Origin of the sequence: Glycomyces sp. NRRL B-16210, assembly GCF_000719515.1 — a bacterium.
Taxonomy (GTDB): domain Bacteria; phylum Actinomycetota; class Actinomycetes; order Mycobacteriales; family Micromonosporaceae; genus Glycomyces.
Genome location: NZ_JOGR01000003.1, coordinates 58,249 through 73,207 on the forward strand (window position 1 = coordinate 58,249; position 14,959 = coordinate 73,207).

Annotated in this window: 21 protein-coding genes; 2 read left to right on the forward strand and 19 right to left on the reverse strand. The window is 69.5% G+C overall.

All coding sequences use genetic code 11. The features are described 5' to 3' along the window. Window positions 1-20 precede the first annotated feature (20 nt). Both ngcE and IF12_RS0104595 read right to left on the reverse strand, forming a co-directional pair. Window positions 21-1,427 carry an N-acetylglucosamine/diacetylchitobiose ABC transporter substrate-binding protein gene (gene ngcE / locus IF12_RS0104590; protein ID WP_081913182.1) on the reverse strand — a complete coding sequence of 469 codons (1,407 nt, stop codon included), beginning with the start codon at window positions 1,425-1,427 and terminating at the stop codon, window positions 21-23. Window positions 1,428-1,485: 58 nt separating this feature from the next. Next, window positions 1,486-2,418, reverse strand: a complete 933-nt coding sequence (locus IF12_RS0104595; RefSeq protein ID WP_051703969.1) for a MurR/RpiR family transcriptional regulator — start codon at window positions 2,416-2,418, stop codon at window positions 1,486-1,488. A gap of 134 nt (window positions 2,419-2,552) precedes the next feature. Here IF12_RS0104595 and IF12_RS0104600 point away from each other — a divergent pair, with 134 nt between their 5' ends. Further along, complete coding sequence (locus IF12_RS0104600) at window positions 2,553-3,506, forward strand: N-acetylglucosamine kinase (RefSeq protein ID WP_051703970.1); 954 nt, start codon at window positions 2,553-2,555, stop codon at window positions 3,504-3,506. A gap of 429 nt (window positions 3,507-3,935) precedes the next feature. On the opposite strand, the gene murQ is transcribed toward IF12_RS0104600, so the two are convergent. Continuing rightward, window positions 3,936-4,871: an N-acetylmuramic acid 6-phosphate etherase gene (murQ, locus tag IF12_RS0104605; RefSeq protein WP_081913185.1), complete on the reverse strand. Its 936-nt coding sequence runs from the start codon at window positions 4,869-4,871 to the stop codon at window positions 3,936-3,938. Between the two features lie 102 nt (window positions 4,872-4,973). Between murQ and IF12_RS0104610 the strand changes: the two genes are divergently transcribed. Beyond that, complete coding sequence (locus IF12_RS0104610) at window positions 4,974-5,855, forward strand: MurR/RpiR family transcriptional regulator (protein WP_030155093.1); 882 nt, start codon at window positions 4,974-4,976, stop codon at window positions 5,853-5,855. Here IF12_RS0104610 and IF12_RS0104615 read toward each other — a convergent pair whose 3' ends face one another. The 16 genes from IF12_RS0104615 to rpsS all read right to left on the reverse strand — a co-directional run bounded on the left by IF12_RS0104615 (window position 5,856) and on the right by rpsS (window position 14,959). Next, window positions 5,856-6,518, reverse strand: a complete 663-nt coding sequence (locus IF12_RS0104615) for a peptidoglycan recognition family protein (protein WP_030155096.1) — start codon at window positions 6,516-6,518, stop codon at window positions 5,856-5,858. A gap of 70 nt (window positions 6,519-6,588) precedes the next feature. Beyond that, complete coding sequence (locus IF12_RS0104620; protein WP_369807672.1) at window positions 6,589-7,281, reverse strand: lysozyme; 693 nt, start codon at window positions 7,279-7,281, stop codon at window positions 6,589-6,591. A 270-nt stretch (window positions 7,282-7,551) separates the two neighbouring features. Next, complete coding sequence (locus IF12_RS0104625) at window positions 7,552-9,381, reverse strand: glycoside hydrolase family 3 protein (RefSeq protein WP_030155101.1); 1,830 nt, start codon at window positions 9,379-9,381, stop codon at window positions 7,552-7,554. A 144-nt stretch (window positions 9,382-9,525) separates the two neighbouring features. Further along, on the reverse strand, window positions 9,526-9,921 hold the full coding sequence (gene rplR / locus IF12_RS0104630) for a 50S ribosomal protein L18 (protein WP_030155104.1): 396 nt from the start codon (window positions 9,919-9,921) through the stop codon (window positions 9,526-9,528). Next, entirely contained in the window at window positions 9,921-10,460 is a 540-nt protein-coding gene (gene rplF / locus IF12_RS0104635) for a 50S ribosomal protein L6 (RefSeq protein WP_030155107.1), read from the reverse strand. The genes rplR and rplF overlap by 1 nt, the downstream gene beginning before the upstream one ends. Before the next feature lie 16 nt (window positions 10,461-10,476). Continuing rightward, complete coding sequence (gene rpsH / locus IF12_RS0104640; RefSeq protein WP_030155109.1) at window positions 10,477-10,884, reverse strand: 30S ribosomal protein S8; 408 nt, start codon at window positions 10,882-10,884, stop codon at window positions 10,477-10,479. A gap of 83 nt (window positions 10,885-10,967) precedes the next feature. Beyond that, window positions 10,968-11,153, reverse strand: a complete 186-nt coding sequence (locus tag IF12_RS0104645) for a type Z 30S ribosomal protein S14 (protein WP_030155111.1) — start codon at window positions 11,151-11,153, stop codon at window positions 10,968-10,970. Continuing rightward, window positions 11,146-11,721 (reverse strand): 50S ribosomal protein L5, encoded by a 576-nt coding sequence (gene rplE / locus IF12_RS0104650; protein ID WP_030155114.1) that lies wholly within the window; start codon window positions 11,719-11,721, stop codon window positions 11,146-11,148. Before rplE ends, IF12_RS0104645 begins: the two co-directional genes overlap by 8 nt. Further along, window positions 11,721-12,035 (reverse strand): 50S ribosomal protein L24, encoded by a 315-nt coding sequence (gene rplX / locus IF12_RS0104655; protein WP_030155117.1) that lies wholly within the window; start codon window positions 12,033-12,035, stop codon window positions 11,721-11,723. The genes rplE and rplX overlap by 1 nt, the downstream gene beginning before the upstream one ends. 3 nt (window positions 12,036-12,038) lie before the next feature. Further along, on the reverse strand, window positions 12,039-12,404 hold the full coding sequence (gene rplN, locus IF12_RS0104660; RefSeq protein ID WP_030155120.1) for a 50S ribosomal protein L14: 366 nt from the start codon (window positions 12,402-12,404) through the stop codon (window positions 12,039-12,041). A 12-nt stretch (window positions 12,405-12,416) separates the two neighbouring features. Further along, the gene (rpsQ, locus tag IF12_RS0104665) at window positions 12,417-12,686 is read right to left on the reverse strand and encodes a 30S ribosomal protein S17 (RefSeq protein ID WP_030155123.1); all 270 of its coding nucleotides are present in this window, start codon (window positions 12,684-12,686) and stop codon (window positions 12,417-12,419) included. Then, window positions 12,683-12,916 (reverse strand): 50S ribosomal protein L29, encoded by a 234-nt coding sequence (gene rpmC / locus IF12_RS0104670; protein WP_030155125.1) that lies wholly within the window; start codon window positions 12,914-12,916, stop codon window positions 12,683-12,685. Before rpmC ends, rpsQ begins: the two co-directional genes overlap by 4 nt. 2 nt (window positions 12,917-12,918) lie before the next feature. Further along, window positions 12,919-13,344 carry a 50S ribosomal protein L16 gene (gene rplP, locus IF12_RS0104675; RefSeq protein WP_030155127.1) on the reverse strand — a complete coding sequence of 142 codons (426 nt, stop codon included), beginning with the start codon at window positions 13,342-13,344 and terminating at the stop codon, window positions 12,919-12,921. Window positions 13,345-13,349: 5 nt separating this feature from the next. Next, entirely contained in the window at window positions 13,350-14,156 is an 807-nt protein-coding gene (rpsC, locus tag IF12_RS0104680; RefSeq protein WP_030155129.1) for a 30S ribosomal protein S3, read from the reverse strand. After that, the gene (rplV, locus tag IF12_RS0104685; RefSeq protein WP_030155131.1) at window positions 14,156-14,641 is read right to left on the reverse strand and encodes a 50S ribosomal protein L22; all 486 of its coding nucleotides are present in this window, start codon (window positions 14,639-14,641) and stop codon (window positions 14,156-14,158) included. Before rplV ends, rpsC begins: the two co-directional genes overlap by 1 nt. 36 nt (window positions 14,642-14,677) lie before the next feature. Further along, entirely contained in the window at window positions 14,678-14,959 is a 282-nt protein-coding gene (gene rpsS / locus IF12_RS0104690) for a 30S ribosomal protein S19 (RefSeq protein WP_030155133.1), read from the reverse strand.

Consider the following 14,959-nt stretch of genomic DNA (forward strand, 5'->3'; position numbering starts at 1 on the left):
CCTCCTCTCTCGATCGGTGCTCAGTCCTCGTGGGTGAACTTCTCGATGGAGTCGTCGGCCGCGGTCTCGTCGGCGGACTTCTGCATCCGCTCGATGAACTCGTCGGGGGTCGACTCGCCGGCCATGAGCGAACCGAGCGCGGGCCTGACCTCCTCGTTCATCTTCGTGTACCAGAAGCGGAACCGCGGCTGGAAGAGGTCGTCGGGATTGGACACCAGCTGGTCGGTGATCTGCGCCGCCGGGTTGTCGAGGTCGACGCCCTTGACGACGGTGGCCGCCTGCACGGTGTCGCCGAAGATCTGCGCGCCCTCCTGGGAGAGCATGATGCGCAGGTACTCGTAGGCCCCGGCGAGGTTCGCCGCGTTCTTGGGGACCACGAACGGCTCCTCGCCGCCGGCGCTGATGAGGCCGGGCTGGACCGAGCCTTCGAGGTAGGGCACGCCCAGCGGCGCGTACTCGAAGTCCTCGGGCGCGATGGCCTTCTGCTCGTTGGGGAGCCAGGAGCCGCACGGCAGGAACGCCGCCTGGCGCTCGTTGAGGGCCGTCTGCGACTGGATGTGGTCGATGCCCGGCGTGCCGTCGAGGATGTACCCGGCGGTGTAGAGCCCGTGCATGGCCTCGGCGGCCTTGACGACCGACTCGTGGCGCCACGCGTCGGGCTCGAGGTGGTCGATGGCCTTGACGACGTCCACGCCGCCGTGGCGGCCGGCGAGGATGAGGAACATGTCGTAGAGGTAGACCGGGTGCTGCCCGGCGTACGTCCACGGGGCGATGCCCTCGGCCTGGATCTGGGGGCACAGGTCGAGCATCTCGTCCCAGGTCTCCGGCGGCGTCCAGCCCTTGTCGCGGAACAGCTTCGCGTCGTACCAGATCGTCCACGCCGAGAACACGTAGTTCAGGGCGTAGACCTCGCCGTTGAAGGTGCCCATCTGGAGCACCCCGTCGCGCAGGGTCTCGCGGACGGTCACGTTCGGGTCGTCGTAGGAGGGCGCGTCGAGCAGCGGCGTCAGCTCGGCGAGCTCGCCGTCGCTCACCAGCGAGTCCATCGGGATCTGCTGGGCGCCGGAGTTGTCGAGCACGTCGCAGGGCTCGCCCTGGGCGAAGCGCGGCTGCTGGGTCTCGGCGATCGCCTGCGTCGCCAGGTGCCCGATCTCGGCGTCGGGGAAGGCGCGGTTGTAGATGGCCTGGTGGGCCACGGCGTACTCCTCGCCGAAGCCGCCGTCGAAGATGACGACGTCCAAGGGGGCGGCCGGGTCGACGCCGAACGGGTTCTCCGCGTCCTCGCCTACGGTCACCTCCTCGGCGTCGTCGTCGCCCCCGCTGGTCGCGCACGCGCCCAGGGACGTCGCCGCGAGCCCGGCGGCGGTGGCGCCGAACAGGTTGCGTCGGGTGAAGATCGGATGCCGGTCTGCCATTGGGTACCTCATGGGTCGCTCCTTCAAGGGGTATCGGTTCGATGCGGGCCAGGGCGGGCCGGGGCGAGGGTCAGCTCGCTCCGTCCCTCGGTTCGGGGGTCGGCCGGTGGCCGACCACCGCTCGGGCCCTGGATTCCAGGGCCTCCAGGGCTTCGGGAAAGCGCCGCTGCGCGACGGCGATGTGGACGAGGTCGGCCACCAGCAGCGCCGAGTGGCGGGAGGCGAGGAGGTCGGCGCGGTGGCTGGTGCGCCTCGCGGAGGAGACCAGGCAGACGTCGGCGACCTCGGCGAGCGCGGCCTCGGGGCTCGCGGTGATCGCCGCGGTCAGGGCGCCGCGGGTGCCGGCCTCGGAGAGCATCTCGATGGTCTCGGCCGTGGTGCCCGAGTGCGAGACGGCGATGGCCACGTCGCCCTCGCCGAGCAGGGCGGCGCTGGCGAGGGCGTCGTGGACCTCGGTCCAGACCCAGGCGGCGACGCCGGTGCGGTAGAAGCCCATCTGGAGTTCGCGGGCGACGGTGGCACTGGAGCCGACGCCGTAGACGTCGACGCGGCGGGCGGCCGAGACGGCAGCGGCCACGCGTTCGACGGCGGCGAGGTCGAGGGTGTCGACGGTGCCGCGCAGCATCGCGGCGTCGATGGTGATCAGTTGCTTGAGGACTTGGTCGAGGGGGTCGGAGGGGGCGATCTCCTGGCCGATGTTGACGTCCCAGCCGGTCTCGTGCCGTGCGGAGGCGCGCCCGGTTTCGGTCGCGATCGCGACGCGTAGGGCCGCGTAACCGTCGTATCCGAGGTGACGGCAGAATCGGGTGATGGTTCCCGGCGACGTACCGGAGAGCTCGGCGAGGTCCATGATGGTGGCCCTCGCGGCGGCTTCGGGGTCGAGCAGCACTTGCTCGGCCACTTTGGACATGGCATCTGACAGTTCGCTCGCGCCGAGGCGGATCCGTTCGAGGACCCCTGCCTCCGCGGGGGCGATGGGCGCATCGGTCCTGGTTTGGTCCATTGGCGTCCCCTTCGGGAGGTGGATGCAAGAAAAACTATTACCTATGCCACACTCATGTCAAGTTCGTGAGAATTATTTTTACTGGTTTGCACCTCAAGCGGATACTGCTGGTAACGCAAGAAGCGGGGAACCCCATGAACGCAAGACTCGCCGTCGGCCTCGACGCCGGCGGGACCAGCAGCCGTGCCGTCCTCATCGACGAGTCGGGCTCCGTGCTGGGCACCGGCGCCTCCGGGCCGGCCAATCCGGTCGGCGGGGACCGGGAGACGGCCCTGTCGAACATGGCCCTGTCGTTCCAGCGGGCGCTGGGCGGCATCGAGCCGTCCGAGGTCGGCTCGGTCTGCGTCGGCACCGCGGGGGCGCTCTCGCTCACCGAGGAGGTGCGCGAGCTCTCGGCGGACCTGAAGCGGCGCTTCGCGGTCGGCTGCGAGGTCGAAGTGGTCTCGGACGCGGTCATCGCGTTCGCGGCCGGGTCGTCGGCGACCGACGGGACGGTGGTCGTCTCGGGCACCGGCGCGGTGGCGTTCGCGATCCGCGACCGCTCCCCGGCGTTGCGCTCGGACGGTTACGGCTGGCTGTTCGGCGACGCGGGCTCGGGCTTCTGGCTCGGGCGCGAGGCGGTGCGGGCGGCGCTGCGGCACATCGACGGGAACGGCCCGGGAGGGCGTCTCGTGGAGGCGATCATCGCCGCGATCTCACCCGATCACCGCAGGTCGGGGGCGCTGGTGGCGAAGTGCATGGCGGATCCGCCGGTGCGGTTGTCGCGCTTCGCGGCGCTGGTGTGCGAAGCGGCGGACGGCGGCGACGCGGTGGCCGAGGGCATCGTGGCGAGGGCCGTGGGGCACCTGGCCGAGTCGGTGTCGCACGTGGTGGACCGGGAGCTGCCGATCGTGATGGCCGGGAGCCTCCTGACGCGGCCGACGCCGATAGCGGCGCTGCTCCAGGAGCGGTTCCGGCTGGTGTACCCGAAGGCGGGCATCAGCAAGGCGACCGACCCGGCCATAGGCGCGGCGTGGATGGCCGCGAGCGTCTTCGTGACCGACCCGGCGGCGAGGGCGAGGCTCCACCGCCAACTCGCCTGGCGCTGAAGCCGCGAACCCTCAAAACTCGAAACTCGCCCCCGATAGCTAACTCGATACTCACCCCGAAACTCACCCATCACCTCGTTCAACGCCCCCGATCGACCACCGAGTGCCACACCCACCAGGCACCGTCGATCCGGGGGCGATTCTTATGCCAGCACTGCCGATCGGTACGGCGGCTCGTCGCCGAAATGGTGCCCATAAAGGCGCGCTCCGCCGCGTGGGCTCAACGGCTTGTCGTACCCCTCGGGCACAGTTGAGTCGGGGGCGACTGAGCACCGATGCCTCCCATCGGCGTGCCCACTCGCTAACGAAGCGGCACCCCAGTAGCGCCGCTTCGCCGCGCCGCCTCAGCGACTTGTCGTACCCCTCAGGCACTGTTGAATCGGGGGCGACTCCACACCGAAGCTTCCCATCGGCGTGCCCGCATTCGCTTCAGCCCACTCCCCCGGCCAGCGCGCCCGACAGGCGGCCTTCGGCTTGTTCCAGCCGCTCGTCGGCCTCGGCCGCCGGCACGCCGAGTTCGAGCATGACCACCGCGGTCTTCACCCGATTCCCCGCCGCAACCAGCGCCTTCTCTGCGGCCTCCGCCTCGGCGCCGGTGATCTCGCGGATCATCCGCACCGCCCGCGCCGCGAGCTTCGAGTTCCCGACCCGCATGTCCACCATGTAGTTCCCGTACACCTTCCCCAGGCGCACCATGCTGATCGTCGAGATCATGTTGAGCACGAACTTCTGTGCCGTCCCGGACTTGAGCCGGGTCGACCCGGCCACGACCTCCGGCCCGACCGCCACCTCGATCGCGAACTCGGCCGCCTCCGACAGCGCCGCCCCCGCGTTGCACGACAGCCCCACCGTCAGCGCCCCGCGCCGCCGGGCCTCGCGGACCGCGGCGATCACGAACGGCGTGCGGCCGCTCGCGGCCAGGCCCACCACCGCGTCGGCCGGGCCGATCGCCTCGGCCGCCATCGCCGCCGCCCCCGCGTCGGCGTCGTCCTCGGTGCCTTCGACGGCGCCCCCTTCGGCGGCCTTCCCGCCGGCGAGGATCGCCTTCACCAGTTCGGGGTCGGTCGAGAACGTCGGCGGGCACTCGGCGGCGTCCATCACCGCCATCCGCCCGGCCGTCCCCGCACCGACGTAGCGCAGCCGCCCGCCCTTCGCGAGGCGGTCGGCCACCGCGTCGATCGCGGCGGCGACGTCGGGGAGCACCGCTGCGACCGCGGCCGGTACGCTCGCGTCGGCCTCGTTCATCGTGCGGGCCAGATCCAGGGTCGAGAGGCCCTCGATCCCCGCGTAGCGCGGATCGGCCTGTTCGGTTGCCAGCATTGCCAGTTGGGCGTGCGCCCGCAGGCGCTCGGTCGACTCACTCACAGTTGCGAGCCTAGCGCAGTGGAGTAAAATTTCAGTCGACTCGTCTCATCTGAAGAAACGCGCCGAACCATCGCGGGACGCTCCTGGGTGTACCGTGACGGCATGTCTGCCAGCCGCACCGACGTGCCCAACCTCCTGGTGCTCATCAAATCGGTCCTGCCCTCGCTGTCGAAGGCCGAGACCAAGGTCGCACAGGAGATCATCCGCGAGCCCGAGGCCGCCTCGACGCGTACCATCACCGAACTCGCCCGCGCCGCGGGCACCTCCGAGGCGACCGTCGTGCGCTTCTGCCGCTCGCTCGGCCTCACCGGCCACCGGGAGCTGCGGATGCGGGCCGCGCAGGCGGTCATCGGCACCGGCGAGGGCCCCGACCGCGAGATCGCCGGCGGCGACATCCCCACGGGCGCCGACATGTCCCGCATCATCGCGACCGTCAGCTACGCCGACATCGGCGCGATCACCGACACCGCCGACGCCCTCGACACCGCCGCTTGCGAAGCGGCCGTCGCCGCGCTCGCCGCCGCGGGCCGGATCGACGCGTTCGGCGTCGAAGCCTCCGGGATCGTCGCCACCGACCTGGTCAAGAAGCTGCACCGGATCGGCCACGTGGCCTTCGCCTGGCCCGACGTGCACGCCGCGCTCGTGGCGACCGGGCTCGCCGGGCCCAAAGACGTGGCCGTGGCGATCTCGCACTCGGGGGCGACCACCGAGACCGTGGAGTTCCTCGAATCGGCCCGGGCGCGGGAGGCGACGACGATCGCGATCACCAACCACGCCAGGTCGCCGCTGGCGAAGACGGCCGACCTGGTCCTGACGACCGCCGCGCGGGAAACGACCTTCCGCTCGGGGGCCACCGTCAGCCGCATCGCGCAGCTCATGGTCGTGGACTGCCTGTTCGTCGGCGTCGCGGCGAAGCAGCGGCGCCGGTCGGCGAAGGCGCTGGCGGCCACTGCCGCTGCGGTCTCGGGCCGCCAGCGCGCGTGATTACAGGCCGCGGGCCGTCTCGACCTCGTCGCGCAGTTGCGGGAGTCGGTCGTGGAAGATCCCGGGGCACAGGGTCGAACCGAAGTCCATGTGACCGTAGATCTCGCTGGACGGAATCGCGTACTGCTCGCATGTGAAGGCGCACAGCGTGACCAGTGTTTCCCACTGCGCGGCGGGCGGTACGGCGCCGTCGTGGTAGGAGCCCTCGTTCGCGATGCCGATCGCCTGGGTGTTCTGGCCCGAGGTGTGGGCGCCCTGGATGAAGCTCGCGCCCGCCAGGAGCGCCGGGAGGCTCCCGGTGGTGCCCTCGGTGAGCCAGCCGCCGCGGCTGACGACGAAGTTGTAGCCCGAGTCGCGCCAGCCGTTGCCGTCCATGTGGAGGTCCTGGACCCACTTGGCGTGGGCGTGGGCCTGCGCGCGCGAGAAGTCGGCGGTGTTGGCGGAGACGGTGTGGTGCACGATGAGCTTGTTGGGGCTGCCGGCGATGACGGGGTTGGTGCCGTTCGGCGGCCTGGCGCCCCATGCGGCGGTCGAGTCGATGTCGGGTTCGACGGCTTGGGCGTTCGCGGCGGGGGCGGTGAGGGCCCCCAGGCCCGCGGCGCCGAGGAGCCCGGCCGCGCCGAAGAGCGTCCTGCGGCGGATGCGGTGGTGGTCATTGTCCATTGGTCCTGCCTCCAGACTGCGGGTTCCCGACGGCGAGCCCCGGGGGCGTCGGCCCCCGGAGCCCGCGCGGTCAGGTGTTGTTCGCGAGCGCCAGGAGGCGGTCGCGGGCACCGTTGAAGTAGTTCCGGTCGACGGCCCCTGAGATGCCGGGGACCGAGCCCGAATCGGTGTACTGCCAGCAGGTCCAGGTGGTGCTGCTCCAGCCGGCGGGGAGGTTGGGCGAGGAGACGCCCCAGTGCGCGACCCACAGGGGGCTCTGGGTGGCCATGCCCGTCCACGAGCCGGTGCAGGAGTTCCACCAAGAAGCGGTCGTGTAGATGACCGGGTCGCGGCCCGTCCTGGACTTGTAGGTGTTGTGGAAGTCCTGGATCCAGTTGCGCATCTGGGTGGTCGAGAGGCCGTAGCAGGCCGCGCCCGAGGGCGGGGCCTCGATGTCGAGGGCGCCCGGCAGGGTGAGGTTGTCGGCCGACCAGGCGCCGCCGTTGCTGGCGAAGTAGTTCGCCTGCACCGCGCCGCTGGAGGCGTTGGGCCGGGCGAAGTGGTACGCCCCGCGGATCACGCCGGCGGCGTGGGCGGCCGGATAGTTGGTGTTGAACTGGGGGTCCTTGTAGCTGGTGCCCTCAGTGGCCTTGATGTAGGCGAACTGGATGCCGGCGTTCCTGACGCTGGTCCAGTTGATGCTGCCCTGGTAGTGCGAGACGTCGATGCCCGCGAGGCCCTGCGCCTGCGCGGGGCTCGCGACGGCGAGTCCCGCGGCGGTCATGATCGTGGTGAGGAAGAGGACGACCGCGGCGCGCAAGCCGTGGCGTCGGGGGTTGCGGGGTCGTTTTCGATGGGTGGGGGGAAGGTTCATACGAGACTCCCTGCTTGTCAGGAGATCTGCCATTTGGGGGGAGGTGCCTGGTATGGCACCCGAGACCCAGTATGGAGACAAACTCCAGAGAGAGTCAAGCCTGTGAAAATAACTTTCCGTTAGCGGTGGGTGAACGGCCGTGCACGGATCGGGGCGGTCGGCGCCGTTTCCGCAGGTGGGCTAGGCGTAGTTCAGGCCGTGGCCGAGGGCGTATTCGGTCGCGCCGGAGGCGTCCGGCACGTCGACGGGCAGCGCGCCGCTGGGATCGAGCTCGCCGGTGATGGCTTTCGCCAGCGCCGCAAGGGAGGCCGCGGAGTAGGAGTACGTCGCGAGGCTGGCGTTGACGGCGCCGAGGTGGGCGGCGTCGTAGGGCGTGCCGACCGCGGCGGCGACCACCGGGACGCCGGTCTCCAGCAGGGCTTCGGCGAGGTCCGCTTGCGCCGCACCGGCTTTGACGCCGTTGGTCACGAGGACGACCAGGTCGCGGTCCTCGGCGGCGGCGACGGCTCCGGCGATCGCCCGCTCGTCCGGCTCGAGGCCAGTCACCAGTGCTTCGGATCGGATGCCGAGGTCGCCGAGGGCGGCGGCGAGGGTCGCCGTGGTGGTCTCGCCCCAGCCGGTCACGAGGGCGGTGCCGCTGTCGACCGGCAGCGTGCCGTCGTTGGCGAGCAGGGTGATCGAGCGTTCGGCGATCGCGGCGGCGAGGTCGCGGTGCGCGTCGGTGCCGACCGCGTCCGCCGTCTTCGACGCGTCGGTCGCCGGTTCCGCGGCGATGCCGCGGGCGTACTTGAGGTCCAACAGGCGGCGCACCGATTCGTCGATCCGGTCCTCGGTCAGCTCGCCGGAGGCGACCGCGTCGAGCACCGCCTGGTACGCGAGCGGGAAGTCCGGCGGCATGAGCAGCAGGTCGACGCCGGCGAGGAGCGCCATGACCGGAACGCGGTCGTCGCCGTACTCGGTGCGGACGCCTTGCATCTCAAGGGAGTCGGTGACGATGACGCCCGTGAAGCCGAGCCGTTCGCGCAGGAGGCCGGTGAGGATCGGCTCGGACAGGGTCGCCGGGAGCAGCGACTCGTCGAGCGCAGGGAACTGCAAGTGCGCGGTCATCACCATGTCCGCGCCGGCCTCGATCGCGGCGCGGAACGGCGGGGCGTCGATCCGCTCCCACTCCTCGGCGTCGTGCGTGATGACCGGCAGGTCCGCGTGGCTGTCGGTCCCGGTGTCGCCGTGGCCCGGGAAGTGCTTGGCGGACACCGCCACTCCCCCGGCCTGGTAGCCGAGGACCTGCGAGGCGGCGAAATCGGCCACCCGCTCGGGGTCGGAGCCGAAGGACCGGACGCCGATGACGGGGTTGGCCGGGTCGACATTGACGTCGGCGTCCGGCGCGAAGTTCTGGTTGAGGCCCATCGCCCGCAGCTCGGACCCGGCGGCCTCGGCGGCCCGGCGCGCGGCGTCGAGGTCGCCGGTGGCGCCCAGGGGCATCGCCCCGGGGAACTGCGTGGCGGGCTCGCCGATGCGGACGACCGAGCCGTACTCCTGGTCGATCGCGATGAGCAGCGGCGTCCCGCCGCCTGCGGTCGCGGCCTCCTGGAGGCCGTTGGAGAGCAGGGCGATCCGCTCGGGGTCGGTCAGGTCGTTGGCCCAGTCGAAGTAGATGACGCCGCCGGGGCGGTAGGTCGAGACGAACGCGGCGCCGTCGGCGGCGCCGAGGCGCTCGCGGTTCGAGGCGACCGCGCCCTCGTGGTCGGTCTCGGCGGCGTCGCCGTGGACGTAGACCATGAACAGCTGCCCGACCTTGTCCTCCAGGGACATCGAGGCCAGCTGCCGGTCGACCCATTCGCGCTGCGAGTCCAACGGGGTCTCCTCCTCGGAGGTCGCCGCCTCCGGGGCTTCCTCCCCGTCGCGCCGGGCCAGGACCTCGGCGGCCACCGCGCCGCCGCCGACCACGGCGAACGCGCCGGCGACGCCGGAGGTGATCAGGGCCTTCCGAGAAAGTCTGGGCGAACGCACCCGCCCATCCTGACCCACCCCATGAGCGCCCGCAAGGCCGACCCCCGGTGATCTACGCGATCGACCGGAAAACCACCCGAGACGCGACGAAAAGCCGGGGAGGAGCGAAGCTCCTCCCCGGCTCTCATGCCGTGTTGAACGGGCCTAGAACTTCAGGCCGTTCTCGCGGGCGGCGTCGGCCAGGGCCGCGACGCGGCCGTGGTACTTGACACCACCGCGGTCGAAGACGACCGCCTCGACGCCGGCGGCCTTGGCGCGCTCGGCGACGAGCTTGCCGACCTCCTTGGCCTTGTCGGTCTTCGTGCCCTCGAAGCCGCGCAGGCCGGGCTCCACCGTCGACGCGGCGGCCAGCGTGTGGCCCTTCACGTCGTCGATGACCTGGGCCACGATGTGCTTCGAAGAGCGGAAGACCGCCAGGCGGGGCTGCGAGTCCGTGCCGCTGATCTTCTTGCGGCCGCGGAAGTGGCGCCGGTTCTTGCCGATCCGGCGGCGCTCGGAGGCCGTCCCCGAGGGGCGGCGCTGCTCCAGTTTGCTCGCCATTACTTACCTGCCTTCCCGGCCTTGCGGCGGATGCGCTCGTCCACGTACTTCACGCCCTTGCCCTTGTAGGGCTCCGGCGGACGCAGGCGACGGATGTTCGACGCGACCTGGCCGACGAGCTGCTTGTCGATGCCCTCGACGTGCAGCAGGGTCGGACGCTCGACGGTGAACGAGATGCCCTCCGGGGCGTCGACCTGGATGGTGTGGGAGAAGCCGAGGCTCATCTCCACGCCCTTGCCCTTGGCCTGCGCCCGGTAACCGGTGCCGTTGATCTCGAGGGACTTCTTGTAGCCCTCCGAGACGCCGACGACCATGTTGTTGACGAGGCTCCGCGCCAGGCCGTGCAGGGCCCGGGACTTGCGCTCGTCGTTGGGGCGGGTGACCGAAACGGTCCCGTCCTCGTTCTTCTCGATGCCGATCGGCTCGGGCAGCTCACGACTGAGCTGGCCCTTGGGGCCTTTCACGGTCACCGTCACGCCGTCGATCTTGACGTCGACGCCGGAGGGCACCAGAATCGGCTGCTTCCCAATGCGGGACATGCTTATACCCTCCTGACTACCAGACGTAGGCGATGACTTCGCCGCCCACGCCGCGCTTGCGAGCCTGGCGGTCGGTCAGCAGGCCCTGGGAGGTGGACACGATGGCCACACCCAGGCCGCCGAGGACGCGCGGCAGCTCAGTGGACTTGGCGTAGACCCGAAGGCCCGGCTTCGAGACGCGGCGCAGGCCCGCAAGGGACCGCTCGCGACGCTCGCCGAACTTCAGGTCGATGACCAGGGTCTTGCCGACTTTGCCTTCTTCAGGGTCCACCGAGCGCCATTCGGCGATGTAGCCCTCCTGCTTGAGGACCTCCGCGATGGAGGCCTTCATCTTGGAGTGCGGCATCGACAGCGTGTCGTGGTAGGCCTGGTTGGCGTTCCGCAGACGAGTGAGCATGTCTGCGATCGGGTCGGTCATTGTCATTAGCGTTGTATACCTTTCTCACCCCGGTTCCCCGCCTTGTGAAGACCGGCGGGGCCTGTGGCGATCGGAGCTTCGGGCCTGGGTTACCAGGAAGCCTTGTGGACGCCCGGGAGTTCACCCGCGTGGGCCATGTCGCGCACGCAGACGCGGCACAGGCCGAACTTGCGGTAGACGGCCTTGGGCCGGCCGCACTTCTGGCAGCGGGTGTAGGCGCGCACGGCGAACTTCGGCTTCCGCTTGGCCTTCGCGATGAGGGCTTTCTTAGCCATTGTCGTTCTCCTTGAACGGGAAGCCGAGCAGCTTCAGGAACGCCCGGCCTTCGTCGTCGGTCTTCGCGGTGGTCACCAAGGTGATGTCCATGCCGCGAACCCGGTCGATCTTGTCCTGGTCGATCTCGGGGAACACGCTCTGCTCGGTGAGACCGAAGGTGTAGTTCCCGTTACCGTCGAACTGCTGGTCCGAGAGCCCGCGGAAGTCGCGGATGCGCGGCAGCGCGATCGCCAGGAGGCGGTCGAGGAACTCCCACATGCGGTCGCCGCGGAGGGTCACCTTCGCGCCGATCGCCTGGCCCTCGCGCAGCTTGAACTGCGCGATCGACTTCTTGGCCCGACGGACCAGAGGCTTCTGACCGGTGATCGTGGTCAGGTCCTCCAGCGCCCCGTTGATGAGCTTCGAGTCGCGAGCGGCCTCGCCGACACCCATGTTGACCACGATCTTCGTCAGACCGGGGATCTGGTGGATGTTGGCGTAGTTGAACTGGTCCTTCAGCGCGTCCCTGATCTCGGAGCGGTACTGCTCCTTCAGGCGCGGCTGGACCTTCTCAGCAACGTCGGTCATTACAGGTCCTTACCCGTCCGCTTCGAAACGCGGACCTTGCGGCCGTCATCGCCGAACCGGTAGCCCACGCGAGTGGGCTGGTTGTCGGCGTCGAGCACCTGCACGTTGGACACGTGGATCGCGGACTCCTGGACGACGATGCCGCCGGTCTTGGAGCCGCGGGCGGTCTGCCCGGCCTTGGTGTGCTTGGTCATGCGGTTGACGCCCTCGACGAGCACGCGCTCGCGGTCGGGGTACGACTCCAGCACGAGCCCCTCGGCGCCCTTGTCCTTGCCCGCGATGACGCGGACGCGGTCGCCCTTCTTGATCTTCATCTCTTACAGCACCTCCGGTGCGAGGGAGATGATCTTCATGTACTGCTTGTCACGCAGTTCACGGGCGACCGGCCCGAAGATGCGGGTCCCTCGCGGTTCGCCGTCCTTGACGAGGACCGCGGCGTTCTCGTCGAACTTGATGTACGTGCCGTCGGGGCGGCGAGTTTCCTTCACCGTCCGCACGATGACGGCCTTCACGACGTCGCCCTTCTTCACCCCGGCACCCGGGGTGGCGTCCTTGACGGAGGCCACGATCGTGTCGCCGATACCGGCATAGCGTCGGCCCGAGCCGCCCAGCACCCGGATGCACAGGATCTCCCGCGCACCGGTGTTGTCGGCGACCTTGAGCCGAGACTCTTGCTGAATCACGTCCCGATCTCCCTACTTGGCCTTCTCAAGGATCTCGACGATGCGCCAACGCTTGGTCTTCGACAGGGGACGCGTCTCCATGATGGACACGCGGTCGCCGATGCCGGCCTCGTTGCTCTCGTCGTGGGCCTTGTACTTCTTGTTGGACCTGATGACCTTGCCGTACAGCGGGTGCTTCTTGCGGTCTTCGACCTCGACGACAGCGGTCTTGTCCATCTTGTCGCCGACGACGAAGCCCTCAAGGACCTTGCGCCGACCGCGAGTCTGAGTTTCCTCGCTCACTTCTCAACCTCCTCCGGCGCGGCGCTGAGGCCCAACCGGCGCTCGTTCATGACGGTGTAGATCCGCGCGATCTCCTTGCGGACCAGGCCGAGCTCGTGGTTGTTCTCCAACTGGCCGGTGGCGTTCCGCACCCGGAGATTGAACAGCTCTTCCTTCTTCTGCAAGAGCTTCACCTGGAGCTCCTTGTCGCTGAGCTCGCGCAGCTCACCGGTGTCGATACCAGTAGCCATCACTACTCACCTGCCCCTTCACGAGAGACGATGCGGCACTTCATCGGGAGCTTGTGGATCGCCCGCTGAAGGGCCTCGTGGGCCGTCTCCTCGCTCGGGTAGGAGAGCTCGAACATGACGCGGCCCGGCTTGACGTTCGCCACCCAGTACTCGGGCGAACCCTTACCGGAACCCTGACGGGTCTCGGCGGGCTTCTTGGTGATCGCACGGTCCGGGAAGATCGTGATCCAGACCTTGCCGCCACGCTTGATGTGGCGGGTCATGGCGATACGAGCGGACTCGATCTGCCGGTTGGTCACGTAGCTGTGCTCCAGCGCCTGGATGCCGTACTCGCCGAACGACACCTTCGTGCCGCGAGTGGCCTTGCCCTTGCGCTTGGGAGCGTGAGGCTTCCGGTAACCGCGCGGCGGCTTCCGTGGCATGAGCATGTCGCTTAGCCCTCCTGCTTCTCAGTCTCAGCGGGCGCGGCGGCAGCGGCCTCGGCGGGCTGAGCGGCCGGACGGCCGCCCCTTCCGCGTCCGCCGCGTGCGGCGCCGGCTCCACCGCGGCCGCCGCGTCCACCGCGGTCGCCGCCGGCGTCACGACGACGCTGCACCTGCTCGGCCTGCTCCTTGAGCGTGGCCTCGCCCTTGTAGATCCACACCTTCACGCCGATGCGGCCGAAGGTGGTGTGGGCCTCGAACAGGCCGTAGTCGATGTTCGCGCGGAGCGTGTGCAGCGGGACCTGGCCCTCGCGGTACTGCTCCGAACGGCTCATCTCCGCGCCGCCGAGACGGCCCGAGCACTGCACCTTGATGCCCTTCACGGTCGGGTTGCGCATGGCCGACTGGATGGCCTTGCGCATCGCGCGACGGAAGTTGACACGGCTGGACAGCTGCTCGGCCACGCCCTGGGCGACGAGCTGCGCATCGATGTCGGGGTTCTTGACCTCGATGATGTTGAGCTGGACCTGCTTGCCGGTCAGCTTCTCCAGGTTGCCCCTCAGGCGGTCGGCCTCGGCGCCCTTGCGGCCGATGACGATGCCCGGGCGGGCGGTGTGGATGTCGACGCGGACCCGCTCGCGGGTGCGCTCGATGTCGACCTTGCTGATGCCAGCGCGCTCGAGACCCTTGGTCATGAGCTGGCGGATCTTGACGTCCTCGCCCACGTACTCGGCGTACTCCTTGTCGGCGTACCAACGCGACGTCCAGTCGGCGCTGATGCCGAGGCGGTACCCGTGCGGGTGGATTTTTTGACCCATTACTCGGTCTCCTCCTTGTCGTCAGCGTTCTCGGACTTCGCGTCGGCCTCGACCGGCTTGGCCTCGTCCGCCGGCTTCGGGGCGGCCGCCTTGGGGCGGCGCACCGAGGGGGCGGCGGACTGCTGGGCCTGGACCGACTCGACCACCACGGTGATGTGGCTGGTGCGCTTGTTGATCCGGTAGGCACGGCCGTGGGCGCGCGGGCGGTACCTGCGCATCGTCGGGCCCTCGTCGACCTTGATCTCCGACACCAGAAGCGATTCCGGGTCGAGACCGAGGTTGTTCTCGGCGTTCGCCTGAGCCGAAGCGATGACCTTGTAGACGATCTCGGCCGCGCTGTAGGGCGCGAACTCCAACGTCGTCAAGGCCTCGTCCACGGGCAGACCACGCACGAGGTCGACGACGCGGCGCGCCTTGCGAGGTGCTACGCGGACGTACCGCGCCACCGCGCGCGCCTTCGGAGCCTCCTGCTCCACTGTTGCCATCGTTCTAATCCTTCGTTCGTTCTCAAAGCCCGTGGCCTAGCGGCGACGGCTCTTGCGGTCGTCCTTGTCGTGGCCGCGGAAGGTGCGGGTGGGCGCGAACTCGCCGAGCTTGTGCCCCACCATGTTCTCCGTGACGTAGACCGGGACGTGCTTGCGGCCGTCGTGGACTCCGAAGGTCAGCCCGATGAAATCGGGCGTGATCGTGGAGCGACGCGACCACGTCTTGATGACGTTCTTGCTCTTCGACTCGACCGCCGCGTCCACCTTCTTCTGGAGGTGATCGTCGACGAACGGGCCCTTCTTGAGGCTGCGACTCAT

What these genes read in the sequence shown, in the direction of transcription:
- IF12_RS0104620 (WP_369807672.1), bottom strand. Translation starts at nt 7,281, where the DNA reads ATGACCGCCGCGGGACTCGCCGTCGCGAGCCCCGCGCAGGCGCAGGGC.
- rpsH (WP_030155109.1), bottom strand. Translation starts at nt 10,884, where the DNA reads ATGACAATGACCGACCCGATCGCAGACATGCTCACTCGTCTGCGGAAC.
- rplF (WP_030155107.1), bottom strand. Translation starts at nt 10,460, where the DNA reads ATGTCCCGCATTGGGAAGCAGCCGATTCTGGTGCCCTCCGGCGTCGAC.
- IF12_RS0104610 (WP_030155093.1), top strand. Translation starts at nt 4,974, where the DNA reads ATGTCTGCCAGCCGCACCGACGTGCCCAACCTCCTGGTGCTCATCAAA.
- rpsC (WP_030155129.1), bottom strand. Translation starts at nt 14,156, where the DNA reads ATGGGTCAAAAAATCCACCCGCACGGGTACCGCCTCGGCATCAGCGCC.
- IF12_RS0104645 (WP_030155111.1), bottom strand. Translation starts at nt 11,153, where the DNA reads ATGGCTAAGAAAGCCCTCATCGCGAAGGCCAAGCGGAAGCCGAAGTTC.
- rplV (WP_030155131.1), bottom strand. Translation starts at nt 14,641, where the DNA reads ATGGCAACAGTGGAGCAGGAGGCTCCGAAGGCGCGCGCGGTGGCGCGG.
- rpmC (WP_030155125.1), bottom strand. Translation starts at nt 12,916, where the DNA reads ATGGCTACTGGTATCGACACCGGTGAGCTGCGCGAGCTCAGCGACAAG.
- ngcE (WP_081913182.1), bottom strand. Translation starts at nt 1,427, where the DNA reads ATGAGGTACCCAATGGCAGACCGGCATCCGATCTTCACCCGACGCAAC.
- rpsS (WP_030155133.1), bottom strand. Translation starts at nt 14,959, where the DNA reads ATGAGTCGCAGCCTCAAGAAGGGCCCGTTCGTCGACGATCACCTCCAG.
- IF12_RS0104600 (WP_051703970.1), top strand. Translation starts at nt 2,553, where the DNA reads ATGAACGCAAGACTCGCCGTCGGCCTCGACGCCGGCGGGACCAGCAGC.
- rplP (WP_030155127.1), bottom strand. Translation starts at nt 13,344, where the DNA reads ATGCTCATGCCACGGAAGCCGCCGCGCGGTTACCGGAAGCCTCACGCT.
- rplE (WP_030155114.1), bottom strand. Translation starts at nt 11,721, where the DNA reads ATGACCGACGTTGCTGAGAAGGTCCAGCCGCGCCTGAAGGAGCAGTAC.
- IF12_RS0104595 (WP_051703969.1), bottom strand. Translation starts at nt 2,418, where the DNA reads ATGGACCAAACCAGGACCGATGCGCCCATCGCCCCCGCGGAGGCAGGG.
- rplX (WP_030155117.1), bottom strand. Translation starts at nt 12,035, where the DNA reads ATGAAGATCAAGAAGGGCGACCGCGTCCGCGTCATCGCGGGCAAGGAC.
- rplR (WP_030155104.1), bottom strand. Translation starts at nt 9,921, where the DNA reads ATGGCGAGCAAACTGGAGCAGCGCCGCCCCTCGGGGACGGCCTCCGAG.
- IF12_RS0104615 (WP_030155096.1), bottom strand. Translation starts at nt 6,518, where the DNA reads ATGGACAATGACCACCACCGCATCCGCCGCAGGACGCTCTTCGGCGCG.